This window comes from Hymenobacter glacialis (assembly GCF_001816165.1).
GTDB lineage: Bacteria > Bacteroidota > Bacteroidia > Cytophagales > Hymenobacteraceae > Hymenobacter > Hymenobacter glacialis.
This window is the reverse complement of sequence record NZ_MDZC01000133.1, coordinates 71965-87509: the sequence shown is the minus strand read 5'-3', so window position 1 is coordinate 87509 and position 15545 is coordinate 71965. Positions and strand designations below refer to the sequence as shown.

The following is a 15545-nucleotide window of genomic DNA, read 5'->3' as shown; positions in this document are numbered from 1 at the left end:
AAATATAGATGAAACAAGCGGGGTTTTTCAATCTATAATTCAGCCGTTTACCAATGACTTCACAGTTGAGGCAAGGTTTAATTCGGCTATCTATATTTTTTGGTTGGCGGTGGGTGGGCGGAGGCTACAACAAAAAAGCGCCCGGCCACTGGGGCCGGGCGCTTTGCCTCGTTTTTAGGAGCCGTGCCTACGCTTAGTTTTCCGTGGTTCCCTCGGTGGCACGCACGCGGCCGGCAGCGTAGAAATTACGCTGGTAATATTCCTGCTTCAGGGAGCTTATCATCACGCCACCGTTGGTGGCCGAGTGGGCAAACTTACCGCCTTTCAGGTAGATGCCTACGTGAAAAATCGGGCCTTTGCCACGACGGAAGAACACCAAATCTCCGGTTTTCATCTCGCTCTTGGCAATGTGCTTGGTGGTGGTAAACATAGACCGCGAGGAGCGCTGCAGGGTCACGCCGTATACTTCGCGAAACACGCGGGTTACAAACCCGGAGCAGTCGGTACCGCGGCGTGTATTGTTGCCGTAGCGGTAAGGCGTGCCAATCCATTCGGTCACGGAGCGCAGCAGGTCTTTGTTTTCATTGAAAGCCAGGTCCAGGCCCAGGGTCTGTTCGTAGTAGTGGTAGGCCAGCGAATCGCGGGAAGCGGCCAGTTCTTCGGATGTGGGCTCCGTGGGCTCCGTGGCCGGCTTTTTGGCAGGGGCCGGTGCTATGCTGGGTACAGTGGCCCCGGGGGCGCTCATGGTCAGGCTCGGAAACAACGATGCTTCGGCTACGGTGGGCGCCACAGAGGCACGGGCCGTAATCGAAGCATTGGGGGCTTGTTCGAAGAAGAAAGAGAGTGCCAGGGAGGCAGCGGCGAGGCAATACAGAATGCTATGTTTCATTGTCCGTCGTAGGGAGTGGGGCAAAAATCCGGGTTCCTGGCAGGGTTAAGGAAGAGCCGGGGCAGTGGGTTTCTTAGGCGATAGGCGAGGCTAAAAGCAGCCAAGTAACGAGGTGAGAAAAAGACTTGTATGTGCTAATTCATATTATCCATGAATTCGCTTATTAGGTAAAGCTAAACCATAGATTTGGTTACTCAATCATTTTTACCTTAAAAAAGCCAAAAATTCTTTGTTTAAGTCAATTACATATCGTTAAAATAGCAGATAAGCTCACAACCGTAGCACCGCCTTTGCCGTATCCATCCGCTCAAAATTTCCCTCTCTACCTTGGTGCTATGCAAAACCTCCGTACCTGGACTTCCTCACCCCTTGCCCGCATTGCCTGCCGGGTGCTGGGCAGCCAGCGGGTAGCCATGGTCATTGGCCAGACGGTGCACCTGAGTGGCACCACGCGGGAAGAGTTTCTGGCCGATGCCGAATGGGTGGCGCACGAGCTGGTGCACCTCCGCCAGTTTAAGGAGCACGGCTTCGTGCCCTTTCTCTGGAAGTACCTGGTCGAGTCGGCCCGCGTGGGGTACTACCACAACAAGTACGAGGTAGAAGCCCGCGAAGAAGCCCGCCGCGTGGTACTTGCCACCCCCGGCCACATACTACGGCCGCGGCCCCTGCATTCCCAGCCCAAGAGCCCGCCGGCATAGCCGGCGGCCCAGCGTTGGCCCAAGCGCAGCATCCGTTGGGGTTGGCAGGAGCCTGGGGCCACTGGCCTCCGCTCTGCCAGCCCGCGTCCGGCCCATACAGAATTGGGGCGGGCGTTTAAAATATTGAGGGTTAGCGTAACATATGGGGAGGAACTTACGAATAAAAGCATCGGCAGCCCCTACACCACGAAGCTGCACGTTCCTTTCTTTCTCACTTCCACTTCCTCTCCAATTATTATGAACAACCAAGAAAACCAGCCCGGCTCCTCTATGCCCGGCGACGACGCTCGTAGCCAAAACGCCGGTACTTCTAACGCCAACGCAGGCGGGGCCCGCAAAGGCGGCGCAGCCGCTGGGCAGGCACGCGGAGCCAGCAGCCAAAGCGCCACGGCCAGTACCGACCGCGAGTCCAATGACCAAAACGCTATGACCAGCAGCAGCAGCCAGAGCGAGGGCGTAGACCAGCAAGGCAACAAGATGCTGAACACCGCCATCGAAAGCGGTAAGAAATGGATTGAGGATTCGGGCGTGCTCAACGGCGTGAACGACCTGCCCCAGACCGTGAAGGACTGGAGCTCGCGGGCCGCCAGCCGCGTAGGCGAGCTCTCCACCACCCAGAAGATTGTGGGCGGTGCCTTGCTCGCCGCGGGCATTGGCTACCTGGCCACCCGCAAAAACGGCGGCAAAGACGACAAGCCCCAGTCGCGCTACGGCCGCCAGAGCGGCAGCAACTACGGCCGCAGCTCCGGCTACCAGGCCCCCGACGCCTCCAACAGCCGGCGCACCAGCGTGGGCAGCGGCCGCTCCGATAGCGGTTCGGCTTACGGCAACAGCAGCACCGGCTCGGGCTTTGGCTCTACCACGCCGGGCAGCGACGCCAGCGCCCGGACTTCGGAGAGCAGCCAACGCTCCAAAAACGATGATTTCCGCAGCGTTGAGTAAGCAGCTGCTTACTGAGTTTGCGTAAACAAAAAGCCCCGCTTCGTAACCGAAGCGGGGCTTTTTGTTGGGTAGCCGAAGCGGCTAGATGTTCATGGCCGACTCGCGGCGGCGCATCTTGCCGGCCGGAATGCCGAACATCATCTTGAAGCGGCGGCAGAAATAAGCGGTGTCTTTGTAGCCCACTTCCTTGCCAATGTCGCGGATGCTTTTCTTGGTGGTGCGCAGCAGGAACACGGCGCGCTCCATGCGCTGGTACTCAATGTAGTCCTGCGGGTTGATGTTGGTCAGCATTTTGAAGTACTGGCCCACGTAGTCCTCGCTCACGTTGGCCACGCCGCTCAGCACCTTGTTGCTGAGGTCGCCGCCCAGGTTCTCCTTGATGTAGTTGAACAGGTCGATGAGGCGCGGGTCCTTGAAGTAGGTGCTGTTGGTGGCCAGCTGCTCCACAAACATGTTGTTGCGCAGCACGTAGCGCACCACCTCCACCACAATGTTCTCGGTGTAGATGTTGATGAGGCGCTCGCGGCCCGGCAGGTCCTGGATGCTCTCTTCCACCACCTTCACCACCAGGTTGGCCAGCTTCTGCTGCCCGCTGATGAGAAACGCCGGCACGTCGAGCGACGCGAAGAAGTTAACCGAGTCAAACACCTTGGCCTCGAAGCTCACAAAGGTGTGGCTCTCCTCGTCGTCGCCGATGAGGTCGAGGTTGTCGTTGGAGTGAAAAAACTTGTCCTTGTTGGTAATGAGGTCGTCGTTCGAAATCACCCGGTTTTTCAGGTCGATGCCGTAGCTCACGCGGGTGGGGCGGCCACCGGGAATAAACAGCATGTCGCCCTCCTCCACCACCATTTCATCTTCGCCGAAGGTGACGTGGCCTTTGTGCAGCAGAATTAGATTATTACCAACATCGTAGGAGTTGCGCACGGTGAAGGGCTGGTGCAAGACCAAGTTTTTCGCTTTGATGTAGCGAACGCCCAATGATTCGATGACTTTATTGTAATCTTCCATAATTTGAATGGCCAGAATAGCCGGCGACGGGAAGCGGATAGGATAACAGGGTGGCTACCGCAGTGCAATATAACACGTTGAAATTCACAAAAACTAAAAACCCAGCCATTTTGTGGCTGGGTTTTGTGCAATGAATCTGAATTTTAGGCAATTCGGGCCTTACTTGAGGATTTCCCGCGAAATCACAATTTTCTGAATTTCAGAAGTGCCTTCGTAAATCTGGGTAATCTTGGCGTCGCGCATGAAGCGCTCCACGTGGTATTCCTTCACAAAGCCGTAGCCGCCGTGAATCTGCACGGCCTCCACCGCCGAGTCCATGGCCACTTTCGAGGCGAAGAGCTTGGCCATGGCACCGGACTTGGCGTAGTCGCCGTGGTTGTCCTTGTCGGCGGCGGCTTGCAGGCACAGCAGGCGGGCCGCGTCGATGTTGGTGGCCATGTCGGCCAGCTTAAACTGGATGGCCTGGTGCTTGGCGATTTCCACGCCAAACGCCTTGCGCTCCTTGGCGTACTTCAGGCTCAACTCCAGCGAGCCGGAGGCAATGCCCAAGGCCTGCGACGCAATGCCAATACGGCCGCCGGCCAGTACCTGCATGGCAAACTTAAAGCCGAAGCCGTCGGCGCCGATGCGGTTCTCCTTGGGCACCTTCACGTCGGTGAACATCAGCGAGCAGGTATCGGAGCCGCGGATGCCGAGCTTGTTCTCTTTGGGGCCGGTGATGAAGCCGGGCATGTCCTTCTCCACAATCAGCACGTTGATGCCGCGCGACTTCAGCTCGGGGTTGGTTTGGGCAATCACGAGGTACACCGAGGCGGTGGTGCCGTTGGTAATCCAGTTCTTGGTGCCGTTGAGGAGGTAATGGTCGCCCATGTCCTCGGCGGTGGTGCGCTGGCTGGTGGCGTCGGAGCCGGCTTCGGGCTCGCTCAGGGCGAAAGCACCGATGATTTCGCCCGAGCACAGGCGGGGCAGGTACTTCTGCTTCTGCTCCTCGGTGCCGTACTGCTCCAAGCCCCAGCACACCAGCGAGTTGTTCACGCTCATGATAACCGAGCACGAAGCGTCCACTTTGCTGATTTCCTCCATGGCCAGCACGTAGCTCACGGTGTCAAGGCCGCTGCCGCCGTATTCGGGGCTCACCATCATGCCCATAAAGCCCAGCTCGCCCATTTTCTTAACTTGCTCAGTGGGAAACTTCTGGTGCTCGTCGCGCTCGATAACGCCGGCCCAGAGCTCCTGGGCAAACTCGCGGGCGGCGTCGCGCACAGCCAGCTGCTCTTCGGTCAATTGATAAATGTTAGTGGAAGTGGCGGTTTGCATGGACGGGGTGGGAAAATGGATTGATAAGACAAAAGTACGCCCGCCGCAGGCGGTGGGCAAGGTGTACTATTCGGGCTCCGATACGGTGCACAACAACCCAACGGGCAGAATTCTCTCCCGGTGGCTGCTATTTTTTGCCAGCCGGCTGCGCTGCTAGCTTTACGCCCTGCTCTCTCTTCGTTGCTTCCCTATGTCGTTGCCACTTCTCAGCCGCCTGGTGCTGGCCACAATCTTTGTGTTTGCTGGCATCTGGCATTTCCTGCACCCGGCCACTTACCTGGCCATTATGCCACCGCAGCTGCCGCAGCCGCTTACTTTGGTGTACGTGAGCGGGGCGTTTGAAGTCCTGGGCGGACTGGGGCTGCTGCCCGCCCGCACCCGGCGCTGGGCCGGCTGGGGCCTGCTGGCGCTGCTGGTGGCCGTGTTTCCGGCCAATGTGTACATGGCGCTAATACACGAAAAGCTGGGTATTCCGGGTTGGGTGGCGTGGGGCCGACTGCCCCTGCAGCTGCCGCTCATGTGGTGGGTGTGGCGCGCAAGCCGCCACCGCTAGGGCAGCTATATATTGCGGCCACTTTTTTACCACCTTTTCCATTTTGATGAACGCACCCCGTTTGGCCAGCCCACTGCTGTGCCTGCTTGGCGTAGCCACCGCTTCCTTTGCCCAGGCCCAGCCTACTGCTGCCACCAGCCAACCGGCCACCTCGCTGGGCGTTTACCGGCTGCCGGGCACTCCTTCGGAGGCGGCCCGCTACGCTGTAGCGCACGACTCGCTCACCCGGCTGGTCAATACTGCTTATACTGATGCAGAAACTCTGATGGTTTCATTCCGTGAATCACAGAGCAATTTCGGCAGTGTTCACCGCCGGATAAAAAGCTTCAGCGATACGCAGCTAAAGCAACCCGTCAAGCGGGAAGTGGTGAAGCAACGGTTCGGAATCGAGCTAAAAAAAGTAGCGTACCACGACCCTAAAGGCCGTAAGTTCCTGACCGAGCGCTACGAAAACAACCAGCTTGTCCGGCTCGAACTCAAGCAACACACGGAGCCTTTTAACAAGCCCGCCGCCACGTGGGTATTTGTGCGCGGCAATTACTTGAAGCGCACCAGCAACAGTACTTCCAACGGTGGCAAGGGAAGCAAGACCAGCTACTTCTTTAGTCCCCTTCCCGCCACCAGATAGGCCCAGCCTGGAAATAAATCGGGGTCCTGCGGACTCCGTATCTACTCCCAGCGCACGTCCAGCAGGCGCAGCTGCACGCTGCGCTGGCCGCGGTACTCGTTCAGCTCCACCGTGTAGCAGGCGCTGAAGGGCTGGCCTTGCTCTATTTCGGGCAGGTAGTCGGCCAGGCCGAAGCCGATGGCATCCACGGCCGGGCCCTGGGCATCGGCCGATGCCAGGCGGAGCTTGAGGTGCCCCTGCCCCACCACGCGGGCGCTGTTGGGCACGGCCAGCAGGCGCTGCGAGGCAAATACTGGGTTGGGGTTGCCGGGGCCGAAAGGCTCCATGCGGCGCAGTTCGGCGAAAAATTCTTCGTTGATGCGGCTCAGGGGCAATACTGCCGCTATTTCCACTGGGCGCACCAGGTGCTCGGTGGTCAGGGTATTGGCCACTACCTCTTCGAAAAGGTGCTGAAAAGCGGGCACGTTCTCCACCTTCAGGGTGAGGCCGGCCGCCGCGCGGTGCCCGCCAAACTGGTCGAGTAGGGCAGAGCAGGACTCCAGTGCCTCGTGCACATCAAACCCCGCCACCGAGCGGGCCGAGCCCGTGGCCTTGCCGTCGCGCTGGGTGAGGATGACGGTGGGGCGGTAGTACTGGTCGAGGCAACGCGAGGCCACAATGCCCAGCACGCCCTGGTGCCAGTCGGCCTTGTAGAGCACGGTGGCGCGGGCATTCTGCAGCATGGGGCTGCCGGCAATCATGTCCAGGGCTTCCTGAGTGGTCTGCTGGTCGGAGCCGCGGCGCTGCTGGTTCATCTGGTCCACCACTTCGGCGGTGTAGCGGGCTTCCTGCTGGTCGGGGGCCAGCAGCATGGCCACGGCCCGGCGGGCGTCGCCCATGCGGCCGGCGGCATTGATGCGCGGCGCGAAGCCAAATATCAGGCTGCTGATACCCAGGGGGCCTTCGCGCAGAGTGGCCAGCTCGCGCAGGGCAGCCAGGCCAGGGCGCAGCAGTTCCGCGTCTTCGTTGAAGCGCTTCAGGCCGTGGGCCGCCAGAATGCGGTTTTCACCGGTAATGGGCACAATGTCGGCCGCAATGCTCACCGTGGCCAGGTCCAGCAGGTCGTGCAGCGGCGCCTCGGGCAGGCCCAAATGCTCGCCCAGGGCCTGCATCAGCTTGAAGCCCACGCCGCAGCCCGACAGCTCTTTGTAGGGGTACTCGCAGTCGGCCCGCTTGGGGTCGAGCACAGCCACCGCCTTAGGAAGCTCCTCGCCGGGCAGGTGGTGGTCACAGATAATGAAATCGACGCCCTGGCTGGTGGCGTAAGCCACCTGCTCCACCGCCTTGATGCCGCAGTCGAGCGCCACAATAAGGGCGAAGCCGTTGGTGGCCGCAAAATCAATGGCTTTCTGGGAAATGCCGTAGCCCTCGGTGTAGCGGTCGGGGATGTAGTCGCGCAACCGCTCCGCGCCGAACAGCGGCATGAGGTAGCTCATCACCGTGGCCACGGAGGTAATGCCGTCCACGTCGTAGTCGCCCAGTACCATCACCTTTTCGCCGGCGCTGAGGGCGTGGCTGAGGCGGGTCACGGCTTGCGCCATGCCCTGCATCAGCAGCGGGTTGGGCAGCTGGCGCAGGTCGGGGTCGAAGAAGGCGGCGGCGGCTTCGGGCGTGGCTATGCCGCGCTGCACCAGCAGGGCGGCTATCTCGGGGGCAATGAATAGGGCCTGGGTGAGGCGGTGAACCTGTTGAGGGTCTGAGTCGGGGATAAAATTCCAGCGCTTACTAGCGGATATGGGCATTTGATACGTCGTAGAAATGGCCCCAAAAGTACGACCAAACCCCTCCCCCACGCCAGCCGGCCTACCTTTGCGCCCGGCTCACCTGCTCCCGTTTTCCATGCACAAGCTCCAGGCGTTCTACCGCAAATACCGCCAGTACATCCTCTCCGATGGCTTGATGTACGTAGTATTTATCCTGGCGCTGGCCGTAATGTTTGTGTTTTTCGGGTAGGAACGCGCCTTGGCGCGTTCGATGTGCGGAGGCATCCACACCCGTTTGAGCGCCTTTTTCCGCGCAAATGTCGAACGCGCCGAGGCGCGTTCCTACACGCCGTCGCCGCGCAGCTTGCGGAAGCGCTTGCGGGCCTCGGCCACGTAGATGCTGCCGGGGTATTTGGTAATTACCTGGTTGTAGAGCTCCTGGGCTTTGGCTTTGTCCTTCACGTCCTCTTCCTGAATGCGGGCGAGCAAAAACAGCGCGTCGTCGCTCAGCACATCGTACTTGGGGTTGCCGGTGATGCGCTCCAGCGTGGCTATGGCGCCAGGGAAGTCGCCGGTGCGCCGCTGGAGCTGCGCTTTGAGGTAGTAGGTATCGTCGGAGAGCGGATGGCCGGGGAACTTGTCCAGCAGCGCATCGAGGCCCGCAATGGCCTCTTTAATCTTATTCTGAAACACCAGCTGCTCCACGGCGGCGTAGGCCCGCAGGCCCAGGCCCAGCGTGTCTTCCACGGTGTTGTCCTGAATGAGCAGCGAGAGCTGCATGGCGTCGTTGGCAATTTCGCGGGTGGTGGCCTCTTTCAGAATGTCCAAGTGGCTTTGGGCGAGCTTAAAATCGCCGGCGTAGTAGCTCAGGCGGGCGTTGCGCAGCTTGGCTTCGTAGCCCAGCGGCGAGTCTTTGTGGGACTTTTCTACCTGCGAATACAGCAGCGTAGCCTCCCAGGGCTCACCCTTCAGCAGGTACAGGTCGCCCTGGGTCACCTTGGCCTCGTCCACCACGTCGCTGCTCACGCGGGGCATGTCTATTACCTCCTGCAGCAAGGCCATGGCCTTGGCTCGATCATTCAGCTGAAAGGCGTGCAGGTTGGCCAGGTTGCGCAGCACGGGCGCCGTTTCGGGCGTGCTGCCCAGCTCGGCCAGAAGCTGCTCGTAGTCGGCCACCAGAGCACGCACCTTGGTGGCATCCACGGGGTAGGTTTCGCGCACCTGGGCCTCGCGCACCTGCAGGAGGCGCTGCCGGGCAACGTTGCCGTAGGGGCCGCTGCGGTACTCTTTGGCTACGTAGGCATAGCCCTCGATGGCACTTTCGTAGTCCTTGTTCTGCTGGGCAATGCTGGCCAGCTCCATCACGCGCACGCCTTCGCCGCGGCCGCGGCGGTCCAGGGCCCGCGCCTGCACCAGGGCCCCGCCAAAGTCTTTGCGCTGCACCTGCAGCCACAGCAGCAGCTCGCTGTACGACGCCTGCTCGGGGTGCTGCTGAACGGCGGCCAGCAGCAGCTTTTCCAGCGCTTCGAAGTCCTTTTCTTCGCGCAGGGCATTCTGCAGCATGTTGCGCACAAAGGGCAGCTGCTTTTCGTCCTGCGCTATCAGGCGCAGGGTTTCGGCCAGTACCTGGGGTTGGTTCTGGCTTTGGGTGTAAAGCTGAATCAGCTGCGGCGCGTACTCGGAGTCGTTTTTGGCTAGGACGCGGCCGCGCAGGTAGGTGCGCTCGGCCCACTCGGGCAGCTCGCGGCGGCCAAACTCGGTGGCTATCGGCAGCACCTGCGGGGGCGTGAGCTGGGCCAGCACTTTTTGCCATTGCTTTTCGGCGGCGGGGGCATCGCCGGCGGCGGCATACACGCCCCCCAGCGCCACGCCCATGCCCGCATCTTCGGGCCGCAGCTTCACGGCTTTCTTAGCCAGTTTTTCGGCTTCCTTGTAGCGTTTCAGGGCCTGTAGCGACGCGAGGTACACGGGGAATACCTCCGGGCTGGTTTGCTCCCCGGCCGATAGCCGCTCAAACAGAAACACCACTTTCTCGTGCTCGCCGCGGCGGGCGTAGTCGTTGGCCAGGGCGTTGCTGCTCACCGGTGCCCAGCCTTTAGAGGGCGCCTGGGCGTGCGCTGGTACAGCCAGCAACAAAGAGAAAGCTACTACTAGAGAAAGCGGACGCATAAGTTCGATAGTCATTTCACGCGAAGTGGGCACTGCCCCCACCGGCAGCGTGCCAGCTAAACACGCTCCTTGCGGCCGTTCGTTCAACCTACAACCAGCCAGCGCAGTACACTTGTTTGCTTGGCAATGGCAAAGTTGTTGAAAACAAAAAAGGGCCGCCCCCGAAGGTACGGCCCTTTTCAAACGGAGGGATTCGCTTCCTAGAAAAACTTCGTGCGGTTGTCTTTCACGTTGGCCTGGGCCTTGATGGCCTCGTACACCTTGCCATCCTGCTGCTGGGAGCGCTGCTGGGCGAGCTGCGTCTGCAGGGCTTTCAGGTCGGCAGCGGGCGCCTGGGGCGCGGCCACGTTCACTGGCTCGATTATCAGTACGCCCTGTTCGCCCTGGATAGCGGCCGACTTCTGGCCGGGCTTCAAGCCAAAGGCTTTGCCCACGGCCACCGGCTCGAAGCCGACGTTGGGGAAGTTGCCCTGACCGAGGACGATGTCAGTAGAAGTGCCCACCTGAGCGGTAGAACCGTATTTGGCAGCCATTTCTTCCAGGGTACCGGTTTTGGGCAGCTTGGCCATAATCTGCTTGGCCTTCTCTTCGTTGCGCACCATGGCTGACAGCTCGGGCTTCAGGTTGGCTATGCTGGCGGTGCCTTTGGCGCGCTCGTCCGTGAGGGCAGCAATGACGTACTGGTCGCCCATCTCATATACTTCCGACACGTCGCCTACCTTGGTGTCGTTGCCGGTCTGGTTGAAGCCGAAGGCCCAACGCACCAGCTCGCGGGCGTTCTGCAGGTTGTTGACGCTGCGCGCGGCGCGGTCCAGGTTTTTGGCTTCCTGGCGCACCAGGGTTTTGTCCTTGGTCGACAGGGCGCGGAAGCTTTCCAGGTCGGTGGCTTCGCCCTTCAGCTGCTGGGCTTTGGCGTAAGCCACCTCGCGGGTAGCGTCGCTGGGCACAATGGTTTTCTTCACCTCGGCTACCTGGTAGGTCTGCTTGGTGGGCGCCGCCGTTACCTTGATAACGTGGTAGCCAAACGAAGTTTCCACTACGTTGGGGAGCAGGCCGGTAGCACCGGCACCAAAAATGGCTTTCTCAAACTCGGGTACCATGCGGCCCTGGCCGAACCAGCCCAGGTCGCCGCCCTGGTCCTTGGTGCCGTCGGTACCGAACTGGCGGGCCATGGCGCCGAAATCGGCCCCGGCTTTGATTTTGCTCAGGATGTCCTGCGCCTTGGCTTTCGCGGCGGCTTTGGCTTCGGGCGTGGCGCCATCGGCCTTGATGAGGATGTGGCTGGCGCGAGCAGCCGACTGCGTGCCGGTGCCCACAGCGCTCACTTTGTAGAGCGAGTAGGTGCCGTTCTCGGCAAATGGACCGTAGATGCGGCCCTGGGTCAGGGGCAGCTGCTTGCGCAGCTCTTCGGGCAGGTCGGCAGGGCTGCGGAGGGCCTTGTTGTAAGGCTGCTCCGAGTTGGCCGACACAAACAGCGAGTCTACCGGGGCCGAAGCAAACTGGGTGGCCAGTTCGGCAATGGTGGCTTTCACGCTGGTGCTGTCTTCTTTCGAGGCCAGCACCGGAATGGCTACGTACTCCACCGAGCGGCCGTCTTCTACTTTATACTTGCTCTTGTTTTTGTCGAGGTAGGCCTGCAGCTGCGCATCGGTCACTTTCACGGCCGAGTCGGAGATGCTGGCGTAGGGCACAAACAGGTACTTCACCGTGGCCTTGGTGTTTTGCAGCGTGTTGTAGCGCTTGGCTTCGGCCGTGGTCACGTACACCGAGTTTTTCAGCAGGGCGTTGTACTTGTTGGCGAGGCGCTCGGCAGGCAGGTTGGCTTCGAAGTTCTGCCAGGCGGCCTGGTTTTCGGGGGGCAGCTTGTCGAGGTTTTTCAGGTACTCAATCAGCCGCGCCTTGTCGAACTGGCCCGTCTGCTGGTCGGTGAAAGCCTGCTTGATGCCGGGGTTGATGTTGTCGCCCTGCACCATGTCCACCAACTCGTCGTCGGACACGGTCAGGCCCAGCTTCTCCCACTCCGGCTGAAACGCCAGGCGGTAGATGGTCTGGTTCCAGGCCTGGTCGCGGAGGTAGCCCATGGCCTGGTCGTCGGGCTGGCGCTGCTGCTGCGTGATGAAGGCCTGCTTGGCCTGCTCCAGCGAGTTGTTGTATTCTTCGAGCTCCACCTTCTGGCCGGCTACTTCGCCCACCACGGTTTGGTCGCGGTTGAAGAGGCGGCTGTTGCCACCCACCAAGTCGCCGCCCACAATAAAGAGCACCATGCCTACCGCCACGAGGCCGACTGCCACCCCTGATTTTTCTCGAATCGTGTTAATTAAAGCCATTTACTAGTTGTCGGTTATTTAATGGTCGGGGGTCAGTTCCGAGGCAGTGGTTCAGTACAAACTAAAACCTGACAACGGGCCACTGACACTTCTTGTAGGTGGTCAAAAGAGGCGCAAAATAACCAGAATTTGACCGGTAATCAAAGTTTTAACTGATTTTAAGTACCGAAGCCGGCTGGCAAAACCGCTGGGGTCTGCCTGGTGGCGCCCACGGGCTGGGGGCGGGGGCCGCGCTTAGCGGCGTTTAGCGGCGTTTTTTGGTTGATTTGGCCGGCGTTCTGGCCTGGGCCTTCTTCGCCAGCTTTGCTTTTTCCTCGGCCACTTTCGCGGCCAGCCGCTCCTGCTGCCGCCAGTACAGCAGCGGCAGCCAGCAGAACATCGAAATCATAAAAATCCAGTAGTTACGGGCTATGTCGTTGTAGAGAATGGTCTCGTACACGCCGATTACAAACGACACCACGCCCAGGGCGAAAAGCACGGTGCGCAGGAGGGATTTATCGAAAGTCATGGGGCTGAGGGGTTGGGGCGATAAGCGGATTATCGCCGAAGAAAGTACCGGCCTGGGTGTGCTACCTCACCGGCTGCGGCGCGGGCGCGGCCTGGGTAGCCGGCGCTGCGAATACGCCCTTGGGGTCGATGATGCCGTAGCGGGAGAAGTCCTGGTTGGCCGTGAGGCCATAACCGGTCAGCATCTCGGTGGGCGTGGTGACCTTCACAAACATGGCCGAGTCGGTGTAAATCAGCTGCTTGTTCTGGTCAAAGAACAACTCTTCGGTGTCCAGGCGCTGGGCCTGCGGCACGTTCACTACCTCCACTTTGCCGCGCATGGTGTAAATGTTGGTGGCCTTGTCCGACTTACCGTATTTCGCCGTGAGGGTGTTCACCACGTTCCGCCTGCCATCCGACGAATAGAATATCACCTTCACGCCCTTGGGGTAAACCACGTCCCCGTTCTCAAACTGCTGCTGCAGCGGCGCAGTGAGCTGGAATTTCAGCTTCGCCGAGTCGCTGAAGAGCGTCTTCACGTTGGTGGTTTCCGTGAGCGGGCCGGTGTAGACCAGCTTGGGGCCGGTCGCGGTTTTTTTATCGCAGCCGGCCAGGGCCAGCACTGCCACCACCAGTGCGCCTCCGGCCAGTTGTCTGAAATCGTGCAAGGTGCTGAAGCTGGTTAAACCCGGTGGATTACTGCAAGCGCCGCTTGATGAACCAGCGGTTGTTGAGCGTGACGCCCAGCTGCCCGCGGATGTAGGTTTCCTGCACGTTGCTGCTGCCCGCGTTCAGCAGGTCAGTGTTGCCGCGCACGCCGTAGGTGAAGCCCAGGCTGAAAGTGGTAGCTTCCAGCGGCGTGGCCGTGGGCAACGGGAACGCAAAGCCCCAGCTCACGGCCCGGTCATACAGCATTTTGCCACCGGGCTGGTAAGGCAGTTGGGCCACATTCAGGCCGGCCCGGTACGTCACGCGCTGGAAGTAATGGTCTACCGAGCCCGGGTCGGGCGTGATTTCGCCGCCCAGGCCCACGCGCATGGTGTTGTTTAGCGGCGTGCCTGCCGAGCCGAAGGAATTAAATTTCGACCACTGCTGCTGCGAAGCATCGAGGTTGAGGCTCCAGTTCTTGTCGTTGTCGAAGCTGACGCCGACCTGGGCCAACGCGGGCACATAAGTGCTGCCGCGTTCGTCGCTCACCGTGTTGGGCGTGCTAATCAGTCCGCCTGACCTGTTTTCCTGCTCCTGGGTGACGGTTTTCTGCCCGTTGAGGTTGTGGCCAAAGCCGTACACGCCGGCCACGTTCAGGTTGAGCGTTTTGCCTACTTTGTAGCGGTAGTGCACGCCGGTACGGAAAGCAAAGTCCGAGTAGCGCGTATGCGTCCGGTTCACGGCGTTCACCAGCGAGTCGGAGCGGTTGTCAATCTGCACAGTGGAACCGCTGGTCTCGTCGATAACGCCGAACACGTAGGAGGCGGTAAAGCCCGCGGTCAGGCCCTTGGCCAAGCGAATGCCCTGCCCCAGGTACGCCTCCGAAATACCGCCTTCGCCCTTAGCCTGGGTGAACACCCGGGTGGGCACCGGCGTACCGGCCACGTCCTGGATGGCGTTGGTTTCATAATCTACAGCGGTCAGGGATTTCAGACCCACAGCAGCACCCCAGCGGGTGCTCAGCGGCACCGACAGCGCGAGGTATCCCAGGTTGCCGCTACCGCTCTGGTTAGAGGAAGTGGCATTCTTCACGGTTTTGTACTGCCCGTTGAAGCCGGCTTCAAACGTGGTGCGGCCGGTATAGTACAACAGTGCCGGGTTCAACTCGTTCACGTTCGTGGCGTTAGGCGCCGCCAGGCCCACACCGCCCATGCCCATCTGGCGCACGCCGCCGGTATTGGGTTTGAATTCGCCCAAGGCGATGCGCGAGTAGGGCGAATTGCCCAAGCCCTGCGCCTGCGCGCCCCCCATTGCAACTGCTATACCCGCCACCACCAAGCCCAAACGCAGGCAACCCATCTCTTTATTTGACAACATGATAAGCTAAAATCCGATTAAGGCCGAGCAGCACCAGCTCAGGCACCACAAAGATACGAGCCGGGAGCCGGGCCGCTAGAAAAGCAGCATCGCCGCCCGTGAGCAACACCCCAATGCCGGGATAGAGTCGCTGATACTGAGCAATAAAGTCCACGATTTCGGCTACCATGCCGTTTACCACGCCGCTCAGCAGGCTACTGGTAGTGGAGTCGCCCACGAGCGGAATCGTTGCATCGGCGGCGGGCCGCTCCAGCAACGGCAGCCGCCCCGTAAACGTGTGCAAGGCCCGAAAGCGCATGCTCAGGCCCGGCGCAATGCTGCCACCGCGGTAGGTTTCATCGGCCGTCACTACGTCAAACTTCAGGGCCGTGCCCGCGTCGATGATGAGCGTGGGCCGGCCCGGCCGCAGCCCGGCCGCTCCTACTGCCGCCGCCAGCCGGTCGGCGCCCAGGGTGTGGGGCGTGGCGTAGGCGTTGCGCAGCGGTACAGCCGTAGTGGCCGGCGAAAACGTCAGGATTTCGCCCGGCACCAGCGCCCGCAACTCGTCTGCCCGCAAGGCCGCATCCTCGGCTACCGAGGCCACGATGACGTGAGTTGGTTGCCACCGCCGTACGAGCGCCAGCACCTCGGCGGCCGGGAGGCCCGCCTGCATATCGCGAAGCAGCAGGCCTTCGAAACAGCCGGCTTTCACGGCAGTGTTACCGATGTCGAGAGCGAGGGTACGCATTTTTTTTACGAAAATGAAACAAAAGAAGAACGTC

14 protein-coding genes are annotated in these 15545 nt (G+C 60.6%); 4 read left to right on the top strand and 10 right to left on the bottom strand.

The annotated features are described in order from the left end of the window. Positions 1–193 precede the first annotated feature (193 nt). Positions 194–889: a C40 family peptidase gene (locus BEN48_RS17570; protein ID WP_070736502.1), complete on the bottom strand. Its 696-nt coding sequence runs from the start codon at positions 887–889 to the stop codon at positions 194–196. A 335-nt stretch (positions 890–1224) separates the two neighbouring features. On the opposite strand from BEN48_RS17570, the gene BEN48_RS17565 reads away from it, so the two are divergent. Further along, complete coding sequence (locus BEN48_RS17565; RefSeq protein ID WP_070736501.1) at positions 1225–1587, top strand: eCIS core domain-containing protein; 363 nt, start codon at positions 1225–1227, stop codon at positions 1585–1587. Positions 1588–1824: 237 nt separating this feature from the next. Then, complete coding sequence (locus BEN48_RS17560) at positions 1825–2529, top strand: hypothetical protein (protein WP_070736500.1); 705 nt, start codon at positions 1825–1827, stop codon at positions 2527–2529. Positions 2530–2610: 81 nt separating this feature from the next. On the opposite strand, the gene BEN48_RS17555 is transcribed toward BEN48_RS17560, so the two are convergent. Together BEN48_RS17555 and BEN48_RS17550 are read right to left on the bottom strand one after the other, a co-directional pair. Continuing rightward, positions 2611–3537: an AraC family transcriptional regulator gene (locus BEN48_RS17555; RefSeq protein WP_070736499.1), complete on the bottom strand. Its 927-nt coding sequence runs from the start codon at positions 3535–3537 to the stop codon at positions 2611–2613. Positions 3538–3696: 159 nt separating this feature from the next. Beyond that, entirely contained in the window at positions 3697–4854 is a 1158-nt protein-coding gene (locus BEN48_RS17550) for an acyl-CoA dehydrogenase family protein (RefSeq protein WP_070736498.1), read from the bottom strand. 190 nt (positions 4855–5044) lie between these two features. Here BEN48_RS17550 and BEN48_RS17545 point away from each other — a divergent pair, with 190 nt between their 5' ends. Together BEN48_RS17545 and BEN48_RS17540 are read left to right on the top strand one after the other, a co-directional pair. Continuing rightward, positions 5045–5407 (top strand): DoxX family protein, encoded by a 363-nt coding sequence (locus BEN48_RS17545; RefSeq protein WP_070736497.1) that lies wholly within the window; start codon positions 5045–5047, stop codon positions 5405–5407. A gap of 46 nt (positions 5408–5453) precedes the next feature. Then, positions 5454–6035, top strand: coding sequence for a hypothetical protein (locus BEN48_RS17540; RefSeq protein WP_070736496.1), 582 nt, complete (start codon positions 5454–5456; stop codon positions 6033–6035). A 41-nt stretch (positions 6036–6076) separates the two neighbouring features. On the opposite strand, the gene recJ is transcribed toward BEN48_RS17540, so the two are convergent. From recJ to BEN48_RS17505, 7 genes are all read right to left on the bottom strand, one after another. Continuing rightward, positions 6077–7816 carry a single-stranded-DNA-specific exonuclease RecJ gene (gene recJ, locus BEN48_RS17535; protein WP_070736495.1) on the bottom strand — a complete coding sequence of 580 codons (1740 nt, stop codon included), beginning with the start codon at positions 7814–7816 and terminating at the stop codon, positions 6077–6079. Positions 7817–8119: 303 nt separating this feature from the next. Next, positions 8120–9961, bottom strand: a complete 1842-nt coding sequence (locus BEN48_RS17530) for a tetratricopeptide repeat protein (RefSeq protein WP_241502320.1) — start codon at positions 9959–9961, stop codon at positions 8120–8122. A gap of 185 nt (positions 9962–10146) precedes the next feature. Further along, the gene (locus tag BEN48_RS17525) at positions 10147–12273 is read right to left on the bottom strand and encodes a peptidylprolyl isomerase (protein ID WP_070736493.1); all 2127 of its coding nucleotides are present in this window, start codon (positions 12271–12273) and stop codon (positions 10147–10149) included. A gap of 244 nt (positions 12274–12517) precedes the next feature. Continuing rightward, positions 12518–12781 carry a hypothetical protein gene (locus BEN48_RS17520; RefSeq protein WP_070736492.1) on the bottom strand — a complete coding sequence of 88 codons (264 nt, stop codon included), beginning with the start codon at positions 12779–12781 and terminating at the stop codon, positions 12518–12520. A gap of 61 nt (positions 12782–12842) precedes the next feature. After that, positions 12843–13427 carry an LPS export ABC transporter periplasmic protein LptC gene (gene lptC / locus BEN48_RS17515; protein ID WP_083321189.1) on the bottom strand — a complete coding sequence of 195 codons (585 nt, stop codon included), beginning with the start codon at positions 13425–13427 and terminating at the stop codon, positions 12843–12845. Between the two features lie 28 nt (positions 13428–13455). Beyond that, on the bottom strand, positions 13456–14784 hold the full coding sequence (locus tag BEN48_RS17510) for a hypothetical protein (protein ID WP_125932714.1): 1329 nt from the start codon (positions 14782–14784) through the stop codon (positions 13456–13458). Next, complete coding sequence (locus tag BEN48_RS17505; protein WP_070736564.1) at positions 14771–15511, bottom strand: type III pantothenate kinase; 741 nt, start codon at positions 15509–15511, stop codon at positions 14771–14773. Before BEN48_RS17505 ends, BEN48_RS17510 begins: the two co-directional genes overlap by 14 nt. Between the last annotated feature and the right edge of the window lie 34 nt (positions 15512–15545).